The following is a 21,033-nucleotide window of genomic DNA, read 5'->3' on the forward strand; positions in this document are numbered from 1 at the left end:
CCCAAGGAATATACACAAACTTATGGAAGAAGAAAAACTTCTCGGTAAATCTATAGCATATCCTAAGACCTATTGTCCGGATATATTGGTTGCTGTCCCCCGGCACTTAAACCGGGAAATCTATCAAATAGACCCGGCGACTTCCTTTTTTTATGGTTATGACAGCTGGCATTGTTACGAAGCCAGCTTCCTCACTTCCAACGGATTACCAGTAAGCGGTATATTAAAACTGGTATACCCTGCCGAGAGTGAATATCTTGTCGAAAGTAAGTCTTTAAAACTATACTTAGGTTCTTTTCAGATGTATCGTTTAGAGGATACAGTAGAAGAAAGCATTTCCCTCTTTTGCCGTAAGGTTGCAGAGGATCTGGGAAAATGCTTACATACGTCAGTCGGTATACATTTTTATTCCAATAGCCCGGCAAATCTTCCCTTTGATTTTTCAGACTATGAAATCCTGGAAAATTTACCCGGTATATCCCAATGTATTTTCGCAGATTACCAAGAAAATCCAGTCCTTTTAAAAGAAAACTGCAGTCTTTCTCCGGGAGAAATAAAAGTTGGAAGTCATTTGCTGAAAAGCAATTGCAAGATCACTCGCCAACCGGATTGGGGAAGCATTTATATCCGTATGAAAGCCTCTTCTTTACCGGACCGGTTTTCTCTTTTAAAATACATTGTTTCTCTACGGGACGAAAATCATTTTCATGAAGAAGTCTGTGAAATGGTTTTCAAGCGTCTCACAGATTTCTTTTACCCTGAGATTTTATCTGTCGGTTGTTTGTATACCCGCCGCGGAGGCATAGACATCTGTCCGGTCCGGGCAAACCGGCCGGAATATCTTCCTCTTTATTTACCCTGTCCGGACATTCTTACCCAAAAAGAATTCAGACAATAAATTCTCCTCTTTCTCTTTATTTCCGAATTATCGGGAATTCTGTAATCCGTAAAGTAGTACATCCGTAAGGAATTAAGGTAATTTCCGTATCCGGTAATGCATCCGGATATACCGAATACATACGACTATAAGGCTGAGGTCCTGCCGTCTCATTATACAACTGCCACTGAGGAATTTTCCGCGCTTTTACCTTTATTTCTATAGCTGCATTTTCCAATTTCCAGGGAAATACCAGTTTTTGCTTTTCCGGGTCGATCTCCACTCGAAATACCTTTTCCGTTTCTGCAGGATTAAAATCGATCAAACCGTAATTCCAATCAGTTGTAGGATACACTTCATAATAAAATTTCCCGAATTTTTCCTGATGTTCCTCCACCTTCTTCTTCTCCCATTTCTCTCCTATCTTCAAGGCATACACCAGAGGTCCTCTTTCTACGGCAATTGAATTCTCATACCAAGTATCGGTTGTCACCTGCATAGGTAAAACCAGGGTGAGCTGGTCTTCTTCTTTCCAATGCCGGGTGATTACTTCAATCCGGTTTCCGCCGGCCGTTTTCAGCAACTTTCCGTTTATCTCAATGCGGGCTTCCCGGCACCAAGCCGGAATACGTAAATGCAAAGGAAAAGTCACTCCTTTTTTCTTATTTTCCAACAGATGGAAGCTAAAATTGATCCGGTCGTCCATCGGGTAAAAAGTTTCTTCCCGAATCTCCACCGTTTGTCCGTCGGCAACCTTGGCCCTCACGACTGAGGGGGAATAGACCAGAGCCGCCATCCCTTTGTCGGCGGTTGCATACCATAAATTCTGTGTAAACTTAGGCCATCCCTGATGCATATTGGAAGAACAACAAGGATAACCGCTCAACAACCCGTAAACCAGATCCGTCTCCCCGTGATCGATGTCAAAATTACGTTTATGGCGGGTAATCATGACCTGATTAGGCTGTTGAAAATACTGACGGGCCATAAAATCGTCCGTAATCTGGGTAGGTAAAGCATTAAAAGCGATCTTTTCCAGATGATCGGCAAACTGTACATCAGCAGTAATTTCCAGCATTTTCTCTAAAGAATACATGAGCTCGACAGCGGAACACAGTTCAGATCCCTGAGTAGGGTTATTCCCGTGTAAAGCTTCATCTCCTCCATACATTCCCTGAGGTTGTCCGTGAAATTGCCGGATATCTTTAAAAGCCTTTTTTACAGCCTGAAGATACCGCTCATCTGTTTCCTGCTGATAATAAATAACCGGTTCTTTTATCCCTTGCGCCAAATTTACGCAATGTATTGTATTGATGCGTGTCAGATCGTCCCGGTACAGGAACATATCGAGATAATCGTATCCCTGTCGATGAAGCAACTTACCCAAATCCAGCAAAAACGCATCCCCGGTAATGTTGTATAACCAATATACGGCCTGTAAATTATCGCAAGCCCGGTACTCTGCCCAAAAAGTCCAGTTGCCCAAAGGAACAGTCGGTAAAGTATTCCATTGATAACGGAAATACTGTGTCATAAACGCGATAACCCGTTCATCTCCCGTTGCAGAATAATACTGTTGCAGAATTTTCAGCACCACCATACGGGGCCACCAATCTTTCGAATTTGTCCGTTGTAGTCCGGGTTCCGGGCCGTAATCCCGGTCGGGACCGAAAAAACCGTTTTTCTGCTGGCTCGCCAACGTCCACTCAATCCAAGGCTGTACTTTTGCCTTCAATTCATCATCCTCCAGTAAATAAGCTAAAGGAAGTAATCCGTCGATCCAATATGGTCCCCTTTCCCACTGATCGCCGTCTCCCCCCAGCCAACCATTTCGTTTTCCCATCACTTCGGGATAGAGTACGTCCATCTGGGAAGTGGCTCCTTTTCGCTGTCGTTCGAGCATTTCCTGCAACCATCCCCGGGCTTTTATACTTCCCAGAGGCAACTCCATATATTCCTTTTGAAACAAAGGCGGGCGATTATTCCGGTAATTTTCTGTATTTTCGTTTTCTTTCCCTAGCATTGATATCGACAACACGCACATACACAACAAACTTAAAAATTTTAGACACATCATTCCGATTGTTTTTCTGTTTTATTATAAAAGAAATTTTATTCTCACTTTTCTACTTTAGTCCCGGTAATCTACCCATACTTTCATTTTTCCGGCATCCCGGTTATCCCAGGCGTAATAAGGAATAAATTTTATTCGCTCCTTTCCTTCTAAAGCCGTAATAGTAACCACACCGCCTAACAGTTCTTTTTCAAAAGCAGTTGTATAAGTAGTTGCTGAACTCAATCCCAGTTGATCAAAACCGGGATTATCCGTTTCTTCCATACAATACACCAAAGGCCCCCTTTGCAAAGCCCGCTTCCCGGCATTTGCTTTCACCCGAGGATCTGCAGCCACAACCTTTACAGTCATATTCATGTTCAATTCCATCACATCCCCCGCTGCCCAGAGCCGATCTATCACCACATATCCTTTTTCCTTTTTTCCTTCCTCTATTTGTCCGTTTACTTTTACCACATACTTTTCACACCAAGCGGGTATACGCAATTTCATTTTGAAATCTTTAGATTCCCGGGGATTTACATAAAATGTAACATTCCCATCCCACGGATAAAGAGTTTCCTGTTTTAAAGCCACTGTGACACCGGAAGTTTCCACTTCCGTTTCGCTACCGATATACAAATTAACCCATACCGTATTTTCCGAAAGAGCATAAATATAATTTCCGACAGAAGGCAAAAAACGGGAAATCTGACTGGGACAACAAGCCGTCCCATACCAGGCTTTCCGATGATGTTTACCGGATGAAGCCAAAGGATTCACGTAAAAAAAACGGTCCCCGGATAAAGAAATTCCAGCCAATGCTCCGTTATACATAGCTCTTTCCAACACATCTTCGTAGCGGGATTCCCCTTTCAACATATTCATCCGCTGATTCCAAAACACCATTCCGACAGAAGCACAAGTCTCACAATACGCCTCTTCATTCGGCAAATCATAATCCTCCGAAAAGCCCTCATTATGCCGGGAAGAACCAATACCGCCGGTAAGATACATTTTCTTTTCCACTACATCTTCCCAAAGCCGGTCCAAAGCTATTCTATAACCGCTATCCTGGGTAATAGCAGCGACATCTGCCATACCTGTAAACATATACATGGCCCGAACAGCATGCCCGCTGATCTTTGATAACTCCCTCACCGGTTTCAAATCCTGATAATAATCCTTTGCTTTCCAATCTCCTTTATGGTGCCCTCTCTGATCTAACAACCATTGAGCCAATTTCAAATAAGCAGAATTCTGAGTCGTGCGATACAATTTTACTAAAGCCAATTCTATCTCCTGATGCCCGGGTACCCATTCCTTCTTTCCTTCTCCAAAAGTACGGTTAATATGATCGGCATACCTTATTGCCACATCCAATAAAGCACGTTTTCCCGTAGCTCTGTAATAAGCAATCGCAGCTTCAATCAAATGTCCGCAACAATACATTTCATGCTTATCCATATTCGTCCAACGATCCGCCAGATTCCCTAATATGAAATAAGTCATCAGATAACCATCTTCCAACTGAGCTCCCTCGATTTTAGCAATCATTTCATCCAGTTTCTTTTCCAAAACCGGATTCGGATTATTCATCAGAGAATAAGAAGCCCCTTCTATCATTTTATATACATCAGAATCATCGTAAACAAAACCCCTGAATTCTCCCTTTTCCATACCCGCTGCTACGGCAAAATTCTTCATTCGGTTCGTTTCCTGTTCACATTGATTAATGCAGGCAGATAAAGTTACCTCTGCATGAGTCTTTAAACGAGGCTGCCAAAAAGAATCTGTAATCCTAACCTTTGAAAAATCCACCGGCTCATTTTTTTGAAAAATCATCTCCTCTTTTTCCCCCGTACAACTAATCAGTCCTACAAAAAAAAGTAATAGAATCTTATTTTTAAACACTTCGTTCATACGCTATCCTGTTCTATTTTACAAAATATTTATTATTCTCCTTTACTCAGGTTACACACGCTACAGAAACCAATGTATACAAATATATTTAATATTTTACAATTCAAAACATTTTTTATCCCTTAATTTGAACTAAAAACAGATACCCATCTTTCAGCTATTCCGATTTAAACATTGTCAAACGACTCCATTCAAACACATTGCATATCAGAAATTTAATTGTTCTACCAGATAATAGATTAAACCTGTTCTCAGCCGAATGCAATGCATTGATCTATTCTTTCGCAGGTTTCTAGGTAGGTCTCAACAGGAATAGGGGGGCATTAAGACAATTGAAGAGCTCCCTTACTTGAAGTGCATGCGGCAGTCCCCGTTTCATACGGGGACTGTACTCCAGGGTTACTTTGTGCGTTCCGGCAAGAATAGCCGTACAAGCGCAGGCTTTTTTCCAGTAACGACAGGAACGGTCCGAAGGTTTATCCAGACAAGGGACCGGTAAATTACATACCCGGTCGCCGTTCGTATAGTTTTTCGTCTTGTATTTGTGTTTAAGAAGCAGTTTCATTCTTTGACGCCATCATGTCACACCAAAGAACAGGGGCTAAGTCCGGTTTACAGTTTATATAACCGTACAAAAAATATCCCCTGAATAGTGCCGGCATATAACCATACGACTATTGATTTCTTTTGAACCGCATCATTCGTCGTTTTTCTTTTTCTGTCAATGCTCTCTGCACTGCAATATACTTTCTTCTGAATTGAGCGAAGGTATCCCGGGAGACTTCGAAATGTTTACAGACATCCGTTATCGACTTGTCATCTTTCAACATACTGATAACAATACTTTTATTGTTGACAAGTATATTCATTTTGGTATAAGAGCCTTTTTTACGTCCGAGCACCATTCCCTCGGCTTTGCGCAAGGCTAAGGCTTCTTTCGTGCGCATGGAAATCAGGTTGCGTTCGATTTCCGCCACCAAACCGAAAGCGAAGCAAAGTACCTTACTGTTAATAGAGTTATCAAAAGAATACTTTTCCTTAGTGGTGTAGAGATTGATCTCCTTGGCAAGGCACTTACCCATGATAGCCATCACATCGGTAAGCGTACGGCTCAGCCGAGAGATTTCCGTCACGATAAGCGTATCTCCGCTCTTCATACGACGGAGCAGGTAGGTGAGTTTCCGATCCCGTCCGTTTTTCTTTCCGCTGACAACCTCTGTTACCCAACTGTCTATGGCAAATTGTTTACTCTCTGCGAAACGCAGAATTTCGTCTTGTTGGTTAGCGAGATTTTGTTTACTCGTACTAACTCTCAAATAACCTATAATCATTTTCTTGAATATTAAATGAAAGCAACGTTGCCTTCACTTACTAAAAGATACAGGCTACATGAATTAAACGGTATATAATTATTAAAATTTTCTTAATTAACTGGTTTCTGTCACTCGGACAATATACTAAAATGTGAATTACACTCTCGGATAAAACCGCCACACGAGACCTCGCAACGAAGGCATATCACGCGGCAGGAACGATGTGTCGAAACGTACAGGAAAAGGGCTTGACTGTATTTCTTTTCAGTTTTCGGGCATAACCCTCTCTTTCAACTATATTTTTTCACATCAGACGGCGGGACGGGCATTTTTGGGGGTTCAACAACCCGAATTCGGCGAACTTTACCGGTTCGCGTTCCTCTAGCATACGGAATCATGTTTTTTATAAGTTCCCGATTTTCGCAACGCATCAGCCAACACTCCGTCTTCGTATCGCTTTCCGTTTACATACAGAAGTCCTTCCATTGCTCCGCTAATCGAGCCGCCTTCGCCCAATCTCACGTTGTATCCCTGCCCCACGAATACGAAGTCATCGGGAATGATCAGTTCAGTGGTTACCATGCTCCAGTCGATGTTCGTGAAGAGGCGGATGACCTTTTTCCCGTTCTCCTCCTTATAAAAACGTTCCGGAATGACCTTCCCCGATTGCAGGACAGCGAACAACTCTTGTGCATCCTCGGCCGTATAGATACCCGGCAGAGGGTAATGGGGTACCTCCTGTTCTGCTGCAATACTCCACTCGGCTATGGCAGAGCCGTCTCCGCCACCTCCTGCCGGACCGTCCTGCAACGTGACAATTACCCTCAGACAATCGCCAGGCCACAAACGTATGTAATCGTTCGTTCCTAACGTTTTCACGTTGAGATTCCCGGTATAAGTTCTATCCTTATATTGGATAATAAAAAATCCGGATTGATTTTCGGGCTTATTGTCCTTGCCGTCCCAGAACATGAACGTTGGCAAATAGATCGCTTGCGTTTTACTATTATGTTCATCTTCAGTCAAATGAGTCGGTTTTGGATACAAAGCCTTTTTCCAGGTCATTTTAATGCCTTTCTCATCACTATCAGTCAGACACAAGTAGTTACGGCCATTCATTCCCAGTGGTTGAGGATCCATGGTCACTTGGTTAACTCGATACATACGATCCAGATCAAACGTGGCCTTAGTCGGCAGGTTGGGAAATATGATTCTGCACTCTTCTACATTCTCGTTTTCCACGTCAGATGCATTTTTATACTTTATAGTCTTGAAGATAATCTTGCCTATCTGCCTCGCCATCGACATTGTCACCGTCTGGCCATTGGACAGTTTTTGCGGGCCGACAGTGACTCCCACAAAATACTCCAACCCGTTATCATAGCCCCCGAATGTTACCTCACCCTGTCCTCCACTCTCATATGGCATTTCATCGGTAAAAGTCACGCCTCCAGACCGTTCAATATCATTCCCATTGACCGGCACGGATATCGCCTCAAAAAAATATTCGGTTTCACTGTCCAACCAATATAAATGTTCTTTATCTTCCAAAGTCAATGAACCACTTTGGCCCTCCGTAACCCTGTAATGTCCCCACATATGCGTATTCTGGTCCTCCTTAGGGGTCTGCCGTATATAAATCGTACCGTACTGGGGACCGGTACCGTCTTTCCCAATAAGATCCGCACGTGTTTGAACGAAGGAGTCTTCAGCAACGGAAAAACGAACTGCAACAGGATTCTCCCGGTAGGGAATCTCCTCCTTCCCGCTGTCGCATCCACCGAAAAGGAGTGCCGGCAGGCAAAAGCACCATACTGTTTTATTCAAGTATTTCATAGACTTTTCTGTTTATCGTTATCGATCCGAACCGACGAACTTACCCATACCAACAGCAGTATTACCTTCCGCCTGCAATTCGGTTGTCGATCCGCCGCCACCGCAGAATGTTCCGGCGGTATAACCTGTTAGGATATAATCATTGGCATTGAAAAAGATACAGCCCTCATTTTTACGGATATTGGCGGCATTCGTCATGGAGCCAATCACCCCGCCCACAGTATAATGAGAGTATTCATTCAACCCCTCCTGTTTTCCGACAGACACCTTACTCAAAACGATTCCACCCGTTACCGAAGCATTCTGCACATGGCCTACAATGCCTCCGGTAGAGGAATGAGTCGTCGTTGTTCCCGACTCCGATGTCGATTCGCCCCCGGGTACGATATTGCCTCCTTTTACACTTCCGGTTACGGTTACATCTACGATGGCAGCAGAGCCTGATCCACCACTCGTTGTCCTCACCGCTCCCGCGATTCCTCCGGCATAGTTCCATGTTCCCGAGGATTCGCCAGCATCGACAATGGTGTTCACATTGCAATGATCCATGATCGCCTCGTTGAAAGCACCTGCCAACCCGCCTGTGTAGCGTGAAGAATACCCCCGGCACTTGTTCGTTACGTGGATCGTGGAGTGGCTGCCCAAGTTGTCGATATGTTCCATCGAACCACTGCATTGTCCTACTACTCCTCCGGCGAAAACGATATAATCCCCCGTGTATTCGGAATCCACGATAACGGAAACGTCGCCCGCCAGCGTGATTTCGGACAAACTGCCAGATTTTACCCAACCAACCAAAGCTCCAATGTTATAGGTTTTGCCCTGTGTAGTCAGGACATTCGGAATAGTAAATTCCACGGACATACCCTCCAAACGTATATTACTGATTGTCCCTTTATCAGAGATCCGCGCCAGCATACCCCATTCGGTATTGTTTTCCCAAACCTCTATTTTCTTCCGGTTTGCGTATATATTAAGTTGTGTTACCGTACCGTACAAGGTGTTGAACATCGGATACGCTACGTTTAAGATGCTGTGTCCCCCGCCGTCGAAAGTAACCATGTTAGGCAGATCTACCGCTGTAAAATCCGCTCCCTCAAAATCGACATCCTGCATAAGGAGCATCTCATTTCGCCAATCGTCTTTTTTCAAAACAACAACCGAGTCCCCATCTTTTAATTTACAGATATAATCCTTTTTGCAGTCGCGTATGGCTCTCAGGAAGGCATTTATATCGAAATCGTCGTATTGTGGCACTTCCGGTAAATCGGGCTCGTCAATCCATGCATCATCATCGGGAGTGATATTCCCCTGCAGGTTTGCCAGGGAGATGGAGTACGCTTTGTTCGCTTCCAGCTCTCTCAAGGCATCCACATTGGAGATCGTGATGTAGGCATAGTTGTTGCGTCGGGTCAGCGAGAACCTGCTGTAATCGCCCGGCGCTAAGTGAAACGTCACAGCTCTCTTGCCGTCTCCTTTCACGAATACCTGTGAGGAAACTTTGCCGCTCTGTTCCGTCACGAAATCAAATTGCAGCGTCTTGTCATCGTTGAGCGTCAATTGGCAAGCATTTTTCACGAATCGAGGGTTTTCCACTCCAGGTGAATACCTGAATCTAAGCCAGTATTCCTCCTCATCGCCCACATCCTCGACGGTAAGCCGGGTACAAAGATGTTCGAACCGGAGATGCACCGCCTGTCCATACCCCTCGACCTTGGCTTCAGCTTTCAATGGATCGGGGTTCATACTTTGTCCCTGAAACTCGAAACGATCCAGTACCACAGGCTCTACGGGACGTCCGGGCGTAGTAATCGGACCGTTCCAGTTCTCCAGGTAGTAGGCCGTGAACTCAGCACCGGTAGCATTCCAGGGCCAGCCCATGTCGAAGATCGTTTCATTGTTCCACTCCCCGTGCTCGTCCAACGTCAGGGTGGCATATTTGATAACGATATTCCCATCATCAAGTGTAAACTTGGCAGAGACATGTATCACGTCGCCCGCACTAAATTCTTCTTTGTCCACGATGGCACGTGTTAACACATCACCCTGCGGACGTTCGGCCGTAAACCGTACCGGCATCTCTTCCCGTGCGTTCCGTCCCGGCAATTCGTCGAGCTCTTTGCGGCAGCCACACAATACCAACAACAATATGCTGTATATTATTCCTATTCTTCTGTTCATACTATTATTCTCCTTTCTGGTTGAAATCCGATTCTAATTCTATGAACTTCACGCTATTGATTATCGTGCCAAAAGTACCTCCGGACCACTTGCCTACAACTCCCAAATACTCCGGCACCAATCCGGCAGGGACTGCTGCTTGTACCACGCCGTGAAACTTACAATCATCTACCGCACCATCGGTTATCTCACCAACCAATACGCCCACGGTTTCCCGGCATAGCATCGCCGCTTCCCGGACCGTACAGTTCGTAATCTGCCCGCCGCTGATGACGGCAGCAATGCATCCAGAAGGTTTCACTCCTTGGTAACGAACCGTCGGAAAGTACAGCCGCAGATTCCACAATCTGCCACCTGTGATTTCGCCGATCAACCCCATGCCTACTATCGGTTCCTCGCCCTTCAGATCGAGCATGATGTTCTTGATTTGATGCCGGCCGCCATCAATAGTTACGCCGTCTACCAACTTGGTAATCAACGTCCCGGTCGTGCTCTCGATCCTCGAGCAGTCTATGCTGTCGCGTATATAAAAAATCCACCCCTCGCCGGCATCGTATGTCCCGTATTTTTCCAACTCGGTGAAGTCGGCTCCTGTTATCGTGTGAAGAACATCGACATTCTTATTGTACAACCCGAGCCACTTCTCGAACTCTTCGGACGAATAGATACCTGGCAACTTGTCTACCTTTATCTCAATAGGATCCCCCCACGGAATGATTTCATGCGGGTATAACGTCGGCACCAATCCATCACTCATCCGGATGGTCGCCGGATAGATCCATCCCGATTCCAACTCGGGCAGCGTCGTGGCTTTTACTTTCTGTAGATTACCGTTTTTGTCCATTACCTGAATGTAGTCAATCTCCGTACCGTATGGCAAAATCACGGAGTAAGCGATTCTGGATTCCGTTGTCCCCGGCAAAATATACTCTCCCCTCTTGAAAGCCTTGAATGAAGAATACCCTATATCCAACGAATAATCCAAAGGTATCCTATCTACGGTGAATGTAAATCGGTCCGGAGGAACTGACTCCCTCCATTCCCGGGTCACGTGAGCGCCGATGATGTGCTCCGTGAGGTATACGGTCAACGACTCTTCATTCTGCTCCGGGCTGAATCCATCTCCCAGAAATAGCAACACCATCGAAAACTGATGTCCGAACATATAGTTCACGTTGGAATACTGTCGCTTAGTAGCCGTGAGCAGATCCTTTACCTGATTATTGCTGTCAAAGATGTGAATATAATGGTCGTGTTTTCCCAAGGGCTCGTAATTCGCACCGTTCTGCTTCACATAACCGTCCTCCGGCATCTCTTCGTCGGAATAGGGATAGTAGGCAAACGTAAGGCCCAGGGTATTCATGACTACATTTTCAATCTCTGTAGATATGAATTTTTTCGTCCCCGCAATGTCGGAATAGGTCAAACGAACATTCCGCATATACTCAACAGGGTCCCCTGCAGCGAAATGGTCATTCCTTGACATATTGCATCCATTTTCATGAAACGAATAGAAACCGATTTCGTCACCTACTTCAAAGGAACGACAGGAGCCAAGAACATCGGTTAGGGCCCGGGTAGACAGATTCGTTCCCACAATCTCCCCCTCAATTGCCAGGTAATTGTTGTCTGTTCGCAGCGCATCGTCCCGGCCATATTCTTTGTTACAACCCGTGAGAAGTCTGAGAAGCAATAGGCCCATAATGCAAATATCTATGATTTTTATCTTCATCTTACGTGTGTTTTAGGGTATTACTTTTTTACAAGATAGGATTTGTAATTCCCGGAATTTATTACTTTGTCTCCGACCGTTATCTTGCGTAAACCAAAATCGATCTCGAAATTCCCGTTATCAAACTGCGGAAGTTCGAAATCTCCGGATACCGTTATATCGTTCCAAAGTTTGAATCCCCACATTTCTTTACCTGCATTCCACTGCCCGTATTTCATCAGTCGGTAATTCTTCTCCGAATAGTCTTCGTTGAACACCTTCGCCAAGGCCGTAAAATCGTCCCATGTGTTTATCCCGCTTTCGGACATCGTAAATTCATCGTTGTACTTAAAAACCCAAGCCCCAACCGTAATATCTTGGAATAATATTTCTCTTTCGCCTAAATTATCGACCAACTTTACATCAAATATGAAATGGTATCCAGACTTAAAAAATAACTTAGTCGTCATCAACACCGATTCCCCCGTCTTGTTATCAGTCATCCAATATTGGATCGTCTGCGGTAAAGTTCCCGAATATTTAGAGCCGTCGTTTAATTCAATCGTCAGTTTCGGGAGATTTCCTGCCGTCGAGTATTCATATGTACGGGGCGGCATCACCAACGTATGGGTTGAGTAATAAGTCACAGGGGCTTCATTCTCTATCTTTTTCAACGACTCTTTGTTTGAAAACAAAACAGCCTTTTCAAAAGGATTCACTCCTTGAGCCTGATCTATAGTACCATTGCTACGACAGAATGCCGGTAATCTGTCCGGCCTCGGATGATTCATAGCCCATCTAAACACCGATTTTCTGATTTTATCCAACGAAACCGTTATTCCGTCACCCTCTAAGGCCTCTCGAATATTCTCGTTTTCGCTGTAAAACCGAAATGTCACCTGACTCATCTTGTGTTCCAATACGAAATGTAACGATTTGCCGGATTCCGCTTTGCCGATCTTTCCCCACACGATGTCTATCCCGTTTTCCGCCTCCTTGCTGCCCGCCTCGGCCACCATCACCTTTTCACCATGAATATCATCACCAGGGCCGAACTCTATCTGTATGAAATTATCGTAGTACTTTTTTAATACGTCGTCGCTCTCCGGGTCCGGAACTTGCACAGGGTAATCCAACAAATTGTCCAGATACACATCGCATCCCCCCGGCTTTTCGGTATATACATCCTTCCATTTCAACGGATCCCCTTCTTCCGACCCGGCATATACATATCCGTATCCATCCGCGTCGAATTTGCATAATGCGCTTTTCATCTCCCCGAAGGGCGTGGAGGGGTAAGTGAACAACATCTTCCGGTTCTTTACCTGCGTGTTTTCCATATCGTTCGCCCGAGTGGCATTTCCCATCACTTCTTCGAAAGCTCTGATGACGACCGACATATCCCCGTTTCCGTTCGTACCGGAAGTTTCTGTCTCATGCACGATACAGCCCCCCGCCAGCACGAGGGCTGCGAGCGGTAGGAAACCCAACAAAATGGAATATATTTTTACTTTCATATTTATACTGATATCAATCATTTTTCCGGTCCTATCTCCATATCGTTTCTGGCTTTTCCCCACGGCCTGATCTCCGCCGTAAGCACCACTACGTCCTGAAGGTCTGTGTTAATTTCCAACGACAAATGGAGCACGTGCGACGAAATCAACGATAAGGTCGATTTCTCCGGCACATACTTGAAAAGCTTGGGCTCACCACCGTCATGTTTCTTTACCTTGAAATACAAGAACTCGTTGCCTTGGTTCAGGAATTTCTGCGCAGGAACAATTCCCTGGAACACATATTCCTGGAATCGAATCGACTTTCCGTCAACGTCTTCTATCATTTCTCTGGTGGATATTTGCCGCATATGAACATCCTTCCTCAGACCTGGTGTATCAGAAGGAAGAGCTTCGTCCGCGGCAGGAGCGCCCACTGTGCGGAGCCCATCATTGTCGATCACTTGCGAATAATTCACCTCATAACCAGTCAGCATCGCCCTCATATAGACATCCTCTATGGCATTTTTCGGGAAAGGACCTTCTGTCGGCAAGTCACTGACCGGAAGTTTCACCTTGACCTGCACCATGGCGAACGCGTGATGAAAAGTGAGTTGTACGGCTTTTCCCCGCAAATCCAGACTTTGCCGGTGGTGCGCAATCAATATATCGGCCTTTTCGAGCATATCTAGCTCGTTTTGATTGGCCGGCACCTCCTTCAAGTATTCTTTTCCGGGGAAATACATCGCCTCGAATACATAGTAAATAGAGGTAGGAACCAAAGTGCGCCAATCGAAACCCTTTCCCTCTTCCGCTTGGAATTTATAAGGCCAATTATCCGTACCTCCCTCTGTATTGCTATAAGTATAGATATAGGTTCCTGGAGCACCGTCCCCAAAATTCGGGGTAGAATAACTGATGGGGCAGTAGATGCGAATCTCGTCTCCCTTCTCGAAATAATTGGACTCGAACTCTGCGTTTTCCCCTATGCCCACAGTAGTGCGGAACTGTATCGGCAATGGCTCTCCGTCCTGTAACGACAGCGGGTCCCGCCTGTCGTCCAAAGAGCAGGCCCCGAACAGCAGGAACAGTAGCGGTATGATGTATTTCAGCTTATCCATCGTAATCCTTGTTTATTCGTTGTTACTACTGCGTTATTTCTTCCCAGCTTCCGTTTACAGGCTCATCGTTAATCCAGGTCTTGACCCGTACCTCAAGGGTGTTGTCTCCCTTATCTGGCATATTCTTGAGCCTTGCCTGTACCACGACGTGCGTACCCCGTACCAGTGATTTCAGATTGGGGAATTTACCGCCGGATAAAATGATCGGAGGATTGTTTTCATCCCATCCTTTCGGTTTGATTCTTAATGTAAAAAAGTATTCCTGATCCGTCGCCGAACCGAACTCTCCAAAGTATCTGCTCTCGTGCAGACAGTAAGTCGTCAAGTCTTCTTTCGTCTCTCCATAATTCAAAAGCAGGGGTTGCGGATAAGTTTGGCTGTACCCGCCATATTCCGTATTCCTCGGGACGGTATAATCGGTAACCCAATCGTCATCGTCAACCGTTCCGCCCAGATTGATCAACATATTCCATGCGTCTACATCCATGTGAGGGACCAAGTAAGACTTCTTCGCCACCTTGTCGATCTGCCAGCCCACGATATTGACATCCTCATTGGAACTCAGGGCATTGATAAACGTGAAATCGAACTTCGTCGCGGTATATGCCATCACGATCTCCACCCTCTGCATGGACACAGCCCTCCCCTTAGAGGATTGCGCTCCCAGCTGCACCTCATATCTCCTTGAAACGATAGGAATGAGCCCGTTCGCGTTGAGTGAGTCGATTTCTCCTGTCAATTCGAATTTCTCCAATCCCTCCATGAGTTCTGCTCCCAGCGTCTCGGTCACAACATTCCCGATCAAGCTTTCCGCATTGGCAAGAGCGTACAGGAATTTAGTGCCTGCCGTCGATTCGATTTTGACGCTGTAGGAATACCTGTATCGGTCGCTTTTCGATATTGACGGGGTCGGATTTTCGAACAGCTTGTTGTATTCCACCTTTCCGCTTTTCGCATCTATCATGATCAGACGTAATTCCTTTACCTTCTCGCGCTCGGGTATACCGCTTTCGTCAGTCCGGGTAGGCAGTGCGATATCCAGTTCGAGCAGCACCGGATCGGACGACTGCAGGGCCAGTGATTCGTCCCCGCTGCCTCTGCTGCAACCGGACAGACCGAACAGCAGCAGACTGCATACGGCTATATGGATTATTTTTTCTTTCATCATTCCCTGTCGAATATATATCGTGTAAAAATTTTAGAGATCGGTACTCTGGTTGCGTACCTGCCAACTCAACACGCCTACGGTCACGTTTATATACTGCCACGTATCGCCTACCAGGAAAAAATCGAGCTTGTAGTCGTGCTCCCGGTCGAGATACTCCTGCTTGGAGAATCCCTGCTCGGCCGTATTGCGGTCCGAAATGAGAATTTCGGGCAGATTGATCCGAGCCACCTCGGTATGGGTCTCTTTATTATAGATCGTAAGGATCGCGTTCTGCGTCCACTCTTCGGAATACATCAGGCGTGCAAGACTCATGTCCGCATGGGCCGCACGTTGCACCTCACCACGAGTTCCGTCGGAATATTCAGAGGTCCACTGTGCGTGAGGGGTATAGGTCAGTAACTCGTCATCCGTTTTCAGCGAGCAGTCGTGGCGCACGCAGCCGTTGTCGTCCACAACACTGATGTCGAAGTCGGCGCAGTCGATGTTCGCCGGATCATCCACCTGCCTCAGGGTGACGGTAAGATTTTTGGTATGTCGCATCAAATCGACCATCGCACGGGTTGTCTGCTGGAATGCTGTCTCGACAACATTCTCCCTGCGGTTCATCCACAAGGTGTCGAGCGGTGTGTTTTCGTGTACGACGTAACTGCGTCCGTCGTCCGTATTTCTTTGTCGGTCGAGTGTAACCTCTAATTTCTCCACGGGATCACCTACCCGCATTTCCGCCATGCGAAACTTAGCTCCCGCACATCCGTACATGTCTTCACAACTCTTCTGGTAAGCCACTGTTACCAAGCGATAACGATCTGGTTCCAAGTCATTGAAGACCATCTCGTAGCCGTAGGTTCCCAGCGCTGCCGGGTCGGTTTCCGTGCGCAGGAACAGGAATTTGTCCTCCCTGTCGAACACGTAGACATAAAGAGCACCCACATGGTCCTTGAACACATCCCCGCCAAGCATGTGGTAATCATATTTGAAGCTTACACGTAATTCAGTTGGGGGACATTCGGGCAGGTCGTCCTTTACCCACTCGCAGGAAGCCGCACTGAATGCCATTGCAACCAACAACAAATATCTGATCGTATGATGTAAACAGACCTGCATAACTTATTCGGTTTGAAAATGATTTCGATGTTAGGAAAGATTCTCCCGAAGGCGATTTCCCCCGGGAGAACTGTAAATGTTATTTTGTTAGAGTTCAACCTCCTGGTTTCTTATATTCCAAGAGAGAACCTGAATATCGACATCAATGTAATAACTTTCGTAGTCGTCCTTCTCTGTAGTCGGAATCGGTTTGCCCGTAATCGGTTTGCCCGGAGTATTGATAGCTTTGACCGTAAGCACATAGTAGTTATTGCGCACGATACCGTAACGTCCCAGATGCTTCGGTTCATACGCTCCTCCACCGCCTTCGAACTCAGCGACCTCACTGTCGTTGAAATGACGTAGGGGTACTTCGTAATAGCAGTAACCGCCTACATACACGGTAACGGGGTTATTGGCGGCATCGATCGCAGCGGTAATGGCATCTGCAATGGCAGTTCTTGCATTCTCGACTTTGCTCTTCTCCCACTCTTCGTTATCATCCGTTTTAGCCGGCAAGGTGTAAAGATCGCCAGTAATATCACTTTTCAATACGACATTTGCCGTAATGTTCTTTTTGCCGATGACCTTTTCGCCGAACATAATGTCTTCACTGTTCTCTCCACAAGAAAATTCAAAATTAGCTGTTCCGAGCGGGTAATATATGTAATCACCAACTTTGTATCCGTTTCCGAAATCCTCTCCTGCATCCGGATTAACCACACGATAGTAATATTTTGTGATATTATGGTCCTTGCCATCGGCATCCGCCACTACCGTATTAACGAAATCTGCATCGGAGAAGTTCTGCTGTTTCCAATTTACCCAGGTGCCCTCCGTACCGTTGTCCGTTCCCGCCGGATTGAACTTAGCTACGATGATTGCCGTAGTAGTAGCGTTACGGTTCTGCATTGCCTCGTTGAAAGTGTTTTCGAAACAATATGCCGATTTTCCTGCGTCGATAAGACCGGCGTAATCCAGCAGAGCAAATTCGGTAGAAGTACCGTCCATCTCTACAATACCCGAAGTGTAGTTCGGGTCTACGGCCCAGTGCGAACGTTTGTCAGTCAGGTTACTCCAAGTAGTTTTCTGCTCCCAGTCGCCATATCTCGTATCCAGCACATCGAGGAATCCGGTAGTAAATTTCTTCACCGGGAAAAACTTGTTATTGGTAACATTCAGACCCCATCCGAGAATTTCAACATTTGCTCCGGTCAGGACTTTTACCTTAGCAGCGACACGTTCCACAGCAATTTCCACTTTTTCCGGTTCTTTCGAAACGCTATTGCTCTTGACACCGACATTTTCCTTGGTAATCTTAACGAGTGCCTGTTCCTTGCCATTCACATCGACATAGTTAGAGCTGGTCATCAGAAAATTGTCAGCCTCTGTAATGTCTGTAATAGCCATACTGCTAATAACGGCATTAAAGTCATCGTAAGTTGAGGTCTCTTTGGTAAGAGTCGGGGCGAACTTACCTTTGTTGAGCACAGCCACAACATACGCTTCGGTCATGGGGTCCTCGTTGCCGTAAAAAGACGACACGACCTCTGCGGGAACTTCTACCGCGATAACGTTTCTCTCAATATTATGACCATCTCCAGGCAGTTCAGTGAGTTTAGGAGCCTCACCTTTCCCCAGATATTTCTCGTCTTTATCGAAGAAGTAAACGGTAAGGTCCCTAACTTTCGATTCCGATTCGGTACCATCTTCGTAATCGCCATTGGCACGAGTCCCCACGGCATACTTCAGGGAGATGTTCATCGTTCCCGCCCCTTCCGCAACGATTGGGTTGTCGGGATTTCCCTGCATTTCATTCTCGTCTTTGGCGCATCCGGCCAGTGAGAGGGCAGCGATGGACGCTGCGAATAAGAAAAATTTGACTTTCATACTTTTCATTTATTAAAGGTTTATCAACTGATTATATTACCTCTTTATTGTAGTTTTCTCAATCTAAGGAATATAGCGGATAAATTCGAGGTTCGCTTCCGCCTCAGCCATTCCGGCGGCCTTCGCCTCTTCGAAGCGTTCCACTGCTGTATCTCTATCGCCTTCATACAAGGCCAACGCACCTTCCGCCAACAATTTTTCAGCACAGGCAGGTACTCGGTCAAGGTATCTACGAGCAGCAATCGTATCGCGGCGTATCAGTGCCGCATTGGCGGCATTGAGATTGGCAGCCGCGTCGTTCGGGTACATGCGTACGGCGATGTCGAACACGTCGTTGAACTCCTCACTGCCCCGCTCGTAAGTTTCGGCGATGCGGTACATCTCTTCGAGACTCAACTGCTTCGGGTCGGTATAAAGAATTTCCTTGGCCTCTTCAGTAGCGAACGGACGAATCGTATAAGTTACCACATACTCAGAACGGCGCAAGGCCGGATAGAATGTATCAAGCAGATAACGATAAGGCAGGCTACCGTGCAACTCTTTCAATCGGCGGTCGCGCACGTCGGGATCGGTTATACTCTCATCACGAATCACGGCCAAGACTTCGTCACGATAAGGCATACCGGAAGCCTTTACCATCTTTTCCAGTCCTTTCCAGTCTTCAGGCTCGAAACTCTCTGTGAACTCGGCGTCGCTGAAGTGGTATAAGTCGCGGACGTATTGTAGCAATGCCTCAGTACGATGCTCGGCCAGATAAGCATTGTGACGGTACGAACCTTCGGGCGACGCGTAGCCGCGAATCGCAACCGTGGTGATCGTTGCATACTGGTCGTTACGCACAGAGTCTATCGTGGCCTGTATTTTGGCCAACTCCTGCGAATTGTTGCGGTAATTCGGGTAGATTTTGATTTTATCGACCGGAAAATCGAGAAAAGCAGCGCCTGATTTGCTGCGCACTTTCACCTCTTTGGCTGGAACCATATAAGCCAGAACGGGAACATAGTCCGCCGGATCGTTGATGACGATATTCCTAAGATCCATCTGTTTGCTCCCCAGATCATCCCAGCCGCAACCGCAAAGATCAAGTACCACGGAAAGAGACGAGTGTCCCATCCATTTCTCATAAGGAATACTTGCTGTGTAATCGGCGTATTGTTCCTCTTTATTGCGACGGCGCACTTCGAACAGACCGCCAGCTTCCTTTCGGGGCATACGCTGAAAAACGATATGGCGGTTACGTCCTGTAACGAGTAATTTGGGGAGAAGGGTGCTCTGTCCGTTTTCACCGGTCAGAACCGGAATGATATCCACCGCGAGATTCGATTTCACGCTAAGGTCCGTCAAACATATTTTAAGATCCACCTGTAATAAACTGTCCACCTTGCGCACCGACTGTTCCGTAACCTGCACGTCGCCCGTGTTTCCCCACTGGGCCAAAAGTTTGCCCGGTACACAACACATCATCAGACAAGCTATGAGAATAGAGATATTTTTTTTCATGTCGTAATCGGTTTAGAGAAGGTAAATTAAACTGATAGCGGCTTTCGTGGGACCGAAATAGTGTTTGGTAGCGGACTCTATTTTCTTGCCGCAGTTTGTACAGGGAAAACGGTCGTACTCACTGTAAATATATCCCACACCGATGGTCGCCTCCAATCCCCAGTGTTTCGACAGCAGCCACTGATAACCATAGGCGATACCACCCCCTATGCCCCAGCCCTGGTAGCGAGTGTCGCGCAAACCCTTGTAAAGCCCGAAAGGCATTCTTACCTTCGCCAGGTTATACTCACCGCCGAGCACATGAAAACCGAGAAAGTGTCCGTTGAACTTCTCGCAGAACCAATAGCGGTACTCCGGTTGCACGAGCCAGTATTTCCTCTGTTTGCCATCACTGAACCGGAACGGGTTGAACGATCCGGAAATATTCAGCGTGGCCTTTTTGCCAATGCCCCATTCCAAACTCAGGTTAGGACTCGCCGTCGTCCATCCGAGCAGGTTCGTCTTGATGCCGACCTGTGCTATTGCAGTCGAAGCCCTACCACAAAGCAAAGACAGAAACACGATAATGAAAATTTTCTTCATCCGTAATATGTTTTGTTTTTTAATACATATACTTACGTCTATTGAAATCTCCTATAAAAAGGGAATTTCTGAGGGTTGCTCGCAGATCTTACCTAACGCCTCCTAGATAAAATCGTTCCTTATTTTGTATCATATGAAAAAAGCAATCTATATTTCTAATAACTAACAGTTTATTGAATATATAATAATTTGGTTAGCAAAATTTTAGGATTTCGATTTGTCAAATAACATTTAATTTTCTATCTTTGTTGGGGAAAATCAACGTTTTAACCAACAATAAAAGCCACGAGATGATCGTG

At 46.1% G+C, this 21,033-nt stretch carries 15 protein-coding genes; 1 reads left to right on the forward strand and 14 read right to left on the reverse strand.

What is annotated here, in order from left to right:
* Nucleotides 1-22: 22 nt before the first annotated feature.
* Nucleotides 23-898, forward strand: coding sequence for an NADPH-dependent 7-cyano-7-deazaguanine reductase QueF (locus HMPREF9449_RS05485; protein ID WP_009136248.1), 876 nt, complete (start codon nucleotides 23-25; stop codon nucleotides 896-898).
* Nucleotides 899-914: 16 nt separating this feature from the next.
* Here HMPREF9449_RS05485 and HMPREF9449_RS05490 read toward each other — a convergent pair whose 3' ends face one another.
* From HMPREF9449_RS05490 to HMPREF9449_RS05555, 14 genes are all read right to left on the reverse strand, one after another.
* Nucleotides 915-2,954: a beta-L-arabinofuranosidase domain-containing protein gene (locus HMPREF9449_RS05490; protein WP_009136249.1), complete on the reverse strand. Its 2,040-nt coding sequence runs from the start codon at nucleotides 2,952-2,954 to the stop codon at nucleotides 915-917.
* A 54-nt stretch (nucleotides 2,955-3,008) separates the two neighbouring features.
* Nucleotides 3,009-4,853 carry a glycoside hydrolase family 127 protein gene (locus HMPREF9449_RS05495; RefSeq protein WP_009136250.1) on the reverse strand — a complete coding sequence of 615 codons (1,845 nt, stop codon included), beginning with the start codon at nucleotides 4,851-4,853 and terminating at the stop codon, nucleotides 3,009-3,011.
* 292 nt (nucleotides 4,854-5,145) lie between these two features.
* Nucleotides 5,146-5,418: a hypothetical protein gene (locus HMPREF9449_RS05500; RefSeq protein WP_050810398.1), complete on the reverse strand. Its 273-nt coding sequence runs from the start codon at nucleotides 5,416-5,418 to the stop codon at nucleotides 5,146-5,148.
* Between the two features lie 109 nt (nucleotides 5,419-5,527).
* Nucleotides 5,528-6,184: a recombinase family protein gene (locus tag HMPREF9449_RS05505; protein ID WP_009136251.1), complete on the reverse strand. Its 657-nt coding sequence runs from the start codon at nucleotides 6,182-6,184 to the stop codon at nucleotides 5,528-5,530.
* A 363-nt stretch (nucleotides 6,185-6,547) separates the two neighbouring features.
* Nucleotides 6,548-8,002, reverse strand: coding sequence for a fimbrillin family protein (locus tag HMPREF9449_RS05510; protein ID WP_009136252.1), 1,455 nt, complete (start codon nucleotides 8,000-8,002; stop codon nucleotides 6,548-6,550).
* 18 nt (nucleotides 8,003-8,020) lie between these two features.
* Nucleotides 8,021-10,183 (reverse strand): fimbrillin family protein, encoded by a 2,163-nt coding sequence (locus tag HMPREF9449_RS05515; RefSeq protein WP_040611231.1) that lies wholly within the window; start codon nucleotides 10,181-10,183, stop codon nucleotides 8,021-8,023.
* 4 nt (nucleotides 10,184-10,187) lie between these two features.
* The gene (locus HMPREF9449_RS05520; RefSeq protein ID WP_009136254.1) at nucleotides 10,188-11,915 is read right to left on the reverse strand and encodes a fimbrillin family protein; all 1,728 of its coding nucleotides are present in this window, start codon (nucleotides 11,913-11,915) and stop codon (nucleotides 10,188-10,190) included.
* A gap of 20 nt (nucleotides 11,916-11,935) precedes the next feature.
* Entirely contained in the window at nucleotides 11,936-13,411 is a 1,476-nt protein-coding gene (locus HMPREF9449_RS05525) for a fimbrillin family protein (protein WP_187118590.1), read from the reverse strand.
* Nucleotides 13,412-13,428: 17 nt separating this feature from the next.
* On the reverse strand, nucleotides 13,429-14,409 hold the full coding sequence (locus tag HMPREF9449_RS05530) for a fimbrillin family protein (RefSeq protein ID WP_232211409.1): 981 nt from the start codon (nucleotides 14,407-14,409) through the stop codon (nucleotides 13,429-13,431).
* A 127-nt stretch (nucleotides 14,410-14,536) separates the two neighbouring features.
* A complete protein-coding gene (locus tag HMPREF9449_RS05535; RefSeq protein WP_147640026.1) occupies nucleotides 14,537-15,301 on the reverse strand; it encodes a hypothetical protein in 765 nt (254 codons plus the stop codon).
* 408 nt (nucleotides 15,302-15,709) lie between these two features.
* Entirely contained in the window at nucleotides 15,710-16,783 is a 1,074-nt protein-coding gene (locus tag HMPREF9449_RS05540) for a FimB/Mfa2 family fimbrial subunit (protein ID WP_009136258.1), read from the reverse strand.
* An 87-nt stretch (nucleotides 16,784-16,870) separates the two neighbouring features.
* Nucleotides 16,871-18,652: an Mfa1 family fimbria major subunit gene (locus HMPREF9449_RS05545; protein WP_040611232.1), complete on the reverse strand. Its 1,782-nt coding sequence runs from the start codon at nucleotides 18,650-18,652 to the stop codon at nucleotides 16,871-16,873.
* Nucleotides 18,653-18,715: 63 nt separating this feature from the next.
* The gene (locus HMPREF9449_RS05550; protein WP_009136260.1) at nucleotides 18,716-20,152 is read right to left on the reverse strand and encodes a DUF3868 domain-containing protein; all 1,437 of its coding nucleotides are present in this window, start codon (nucleotides 20,150-20,152) and stop codon (nucleotides 18,716-18,718) included.
* Between the two features lie 12 nt (nucleotides 20,153-20,164).
* Entirely contained in the window at nucleotides 20,165-20,734 is a 570-nt protein-coding gene (locus tag HMPREF9449_RS05555) for a DUF3575 domain-containing protein (protein WP_009136261.1), read from the reverse strand.
* Nucleotides 20,735-21,033 lie beyond the last annotated feature (299 nt).

It is taken from the genome of Odoribacter laneus YIT 12061, from assembly GCF_000243215.1.
Taxonomy (GTDB): Bacteria; Bacteroidota; Bacteroidia; order Bacteroidales; family Marinifilaceae; genus Culturomica; species Culturomica lanea.

Bases quoted from the DNA above. Each gene is read 5' to 3' on its own strand.
- HMPREF9449_RS05485 (WP_009136248.1), top strand. From the start codon at position 23: ATGGAAGAAGAAAAACTTCTCGGTAAATCTATAGCATATCCTAAGACC.
- HMPREF9449_RS05490 (WP_009136249.1), bottom strand. From the start codon at position 2,954: ATGATGTGTCTAAAATTTTTAAGTTTGTTGTGTATGTGCGTGTTGTCG.
- HMPREF9449_RS05495 (WP_009136250.1), bottom strand. From the start codon at position 4,853: ATGAACGAAGTGTTTAAAAATAAGATTCTATTACTTTTTTTTGTAGGA.
- HMPREF9449_RS05500 (WP_050810398.1), bottom strand. From the start codon at position 5,418: ATGAAACTGCTTCTTAAACACAAATACAAGACGAAAAACTATACGAAC.
- HMPREF9449_RS05505 (WP_009136251.1), bottom strand. From the start codon at position 6,184: ATGATTATAGGTTATTTGAGAGTTAGTACGAGTAAACAAAATCTCGCT.
- HMPREF9449_RS05510 (WP_009136252.1), bottom strand. From the start codon at position 8,002: ATGAAATACTTGAATAAAACAGTATGGTGCTTTTGCCTGCCGGCACTC.
- HMPREF9449_RS05515 (WP_040611231.1), bottom strand. From the start codon at position 10,183: ATGAACAGAAGAATAGGAATAATATACAGCATATTGTTGTTGGTATTG.
- HMPREF9449_RS05520 (WP_009136254.1), bottom strand. From the start codon at position 11,915: ATGAAGATAAAAATCATAGATATTTGCATTATGGGCCTATTGCTTCTC.
- HMPREF9449_RS05525 (WP_187118590.1), bottom strand. From the start codon at position 13,411: ATGAAAGTAAAAATATATTCCATTTTGTTGGGTTTCCTACCGCTCGCA.
- HMPREF9449_RS05540 (WP_009136258.1), bottom strand. From the start codon at position 16,783: ATGCAGGTCTGTTTACATCATACGATCAGATATTTGTTGTTGGTTGCA.
- HMPREF9449_RS05545 (WP_040611232.1), bottom strand. From the start codon at position 18,652: ATGAAAGTCAAATTTTTCTTATTCGCAGCGTCCATCGCTGCCCTCTCA.
- HMPREF9449_RS05550 (WP_009136260.1), bottom strand. From the start codon at position 20,152: ATGAAAAAAAATATCTCTATTCTCATAGCTTGTCTGATGATGTGTTGT.
- HMPREF9449_RS05555 (WP_009136261.1), bottom strand. From the start codon at position 20,734: ATGAAGAAAATTTTCATTATCGTGTTTCTGTCTTTGCTTTGTGGTAGG.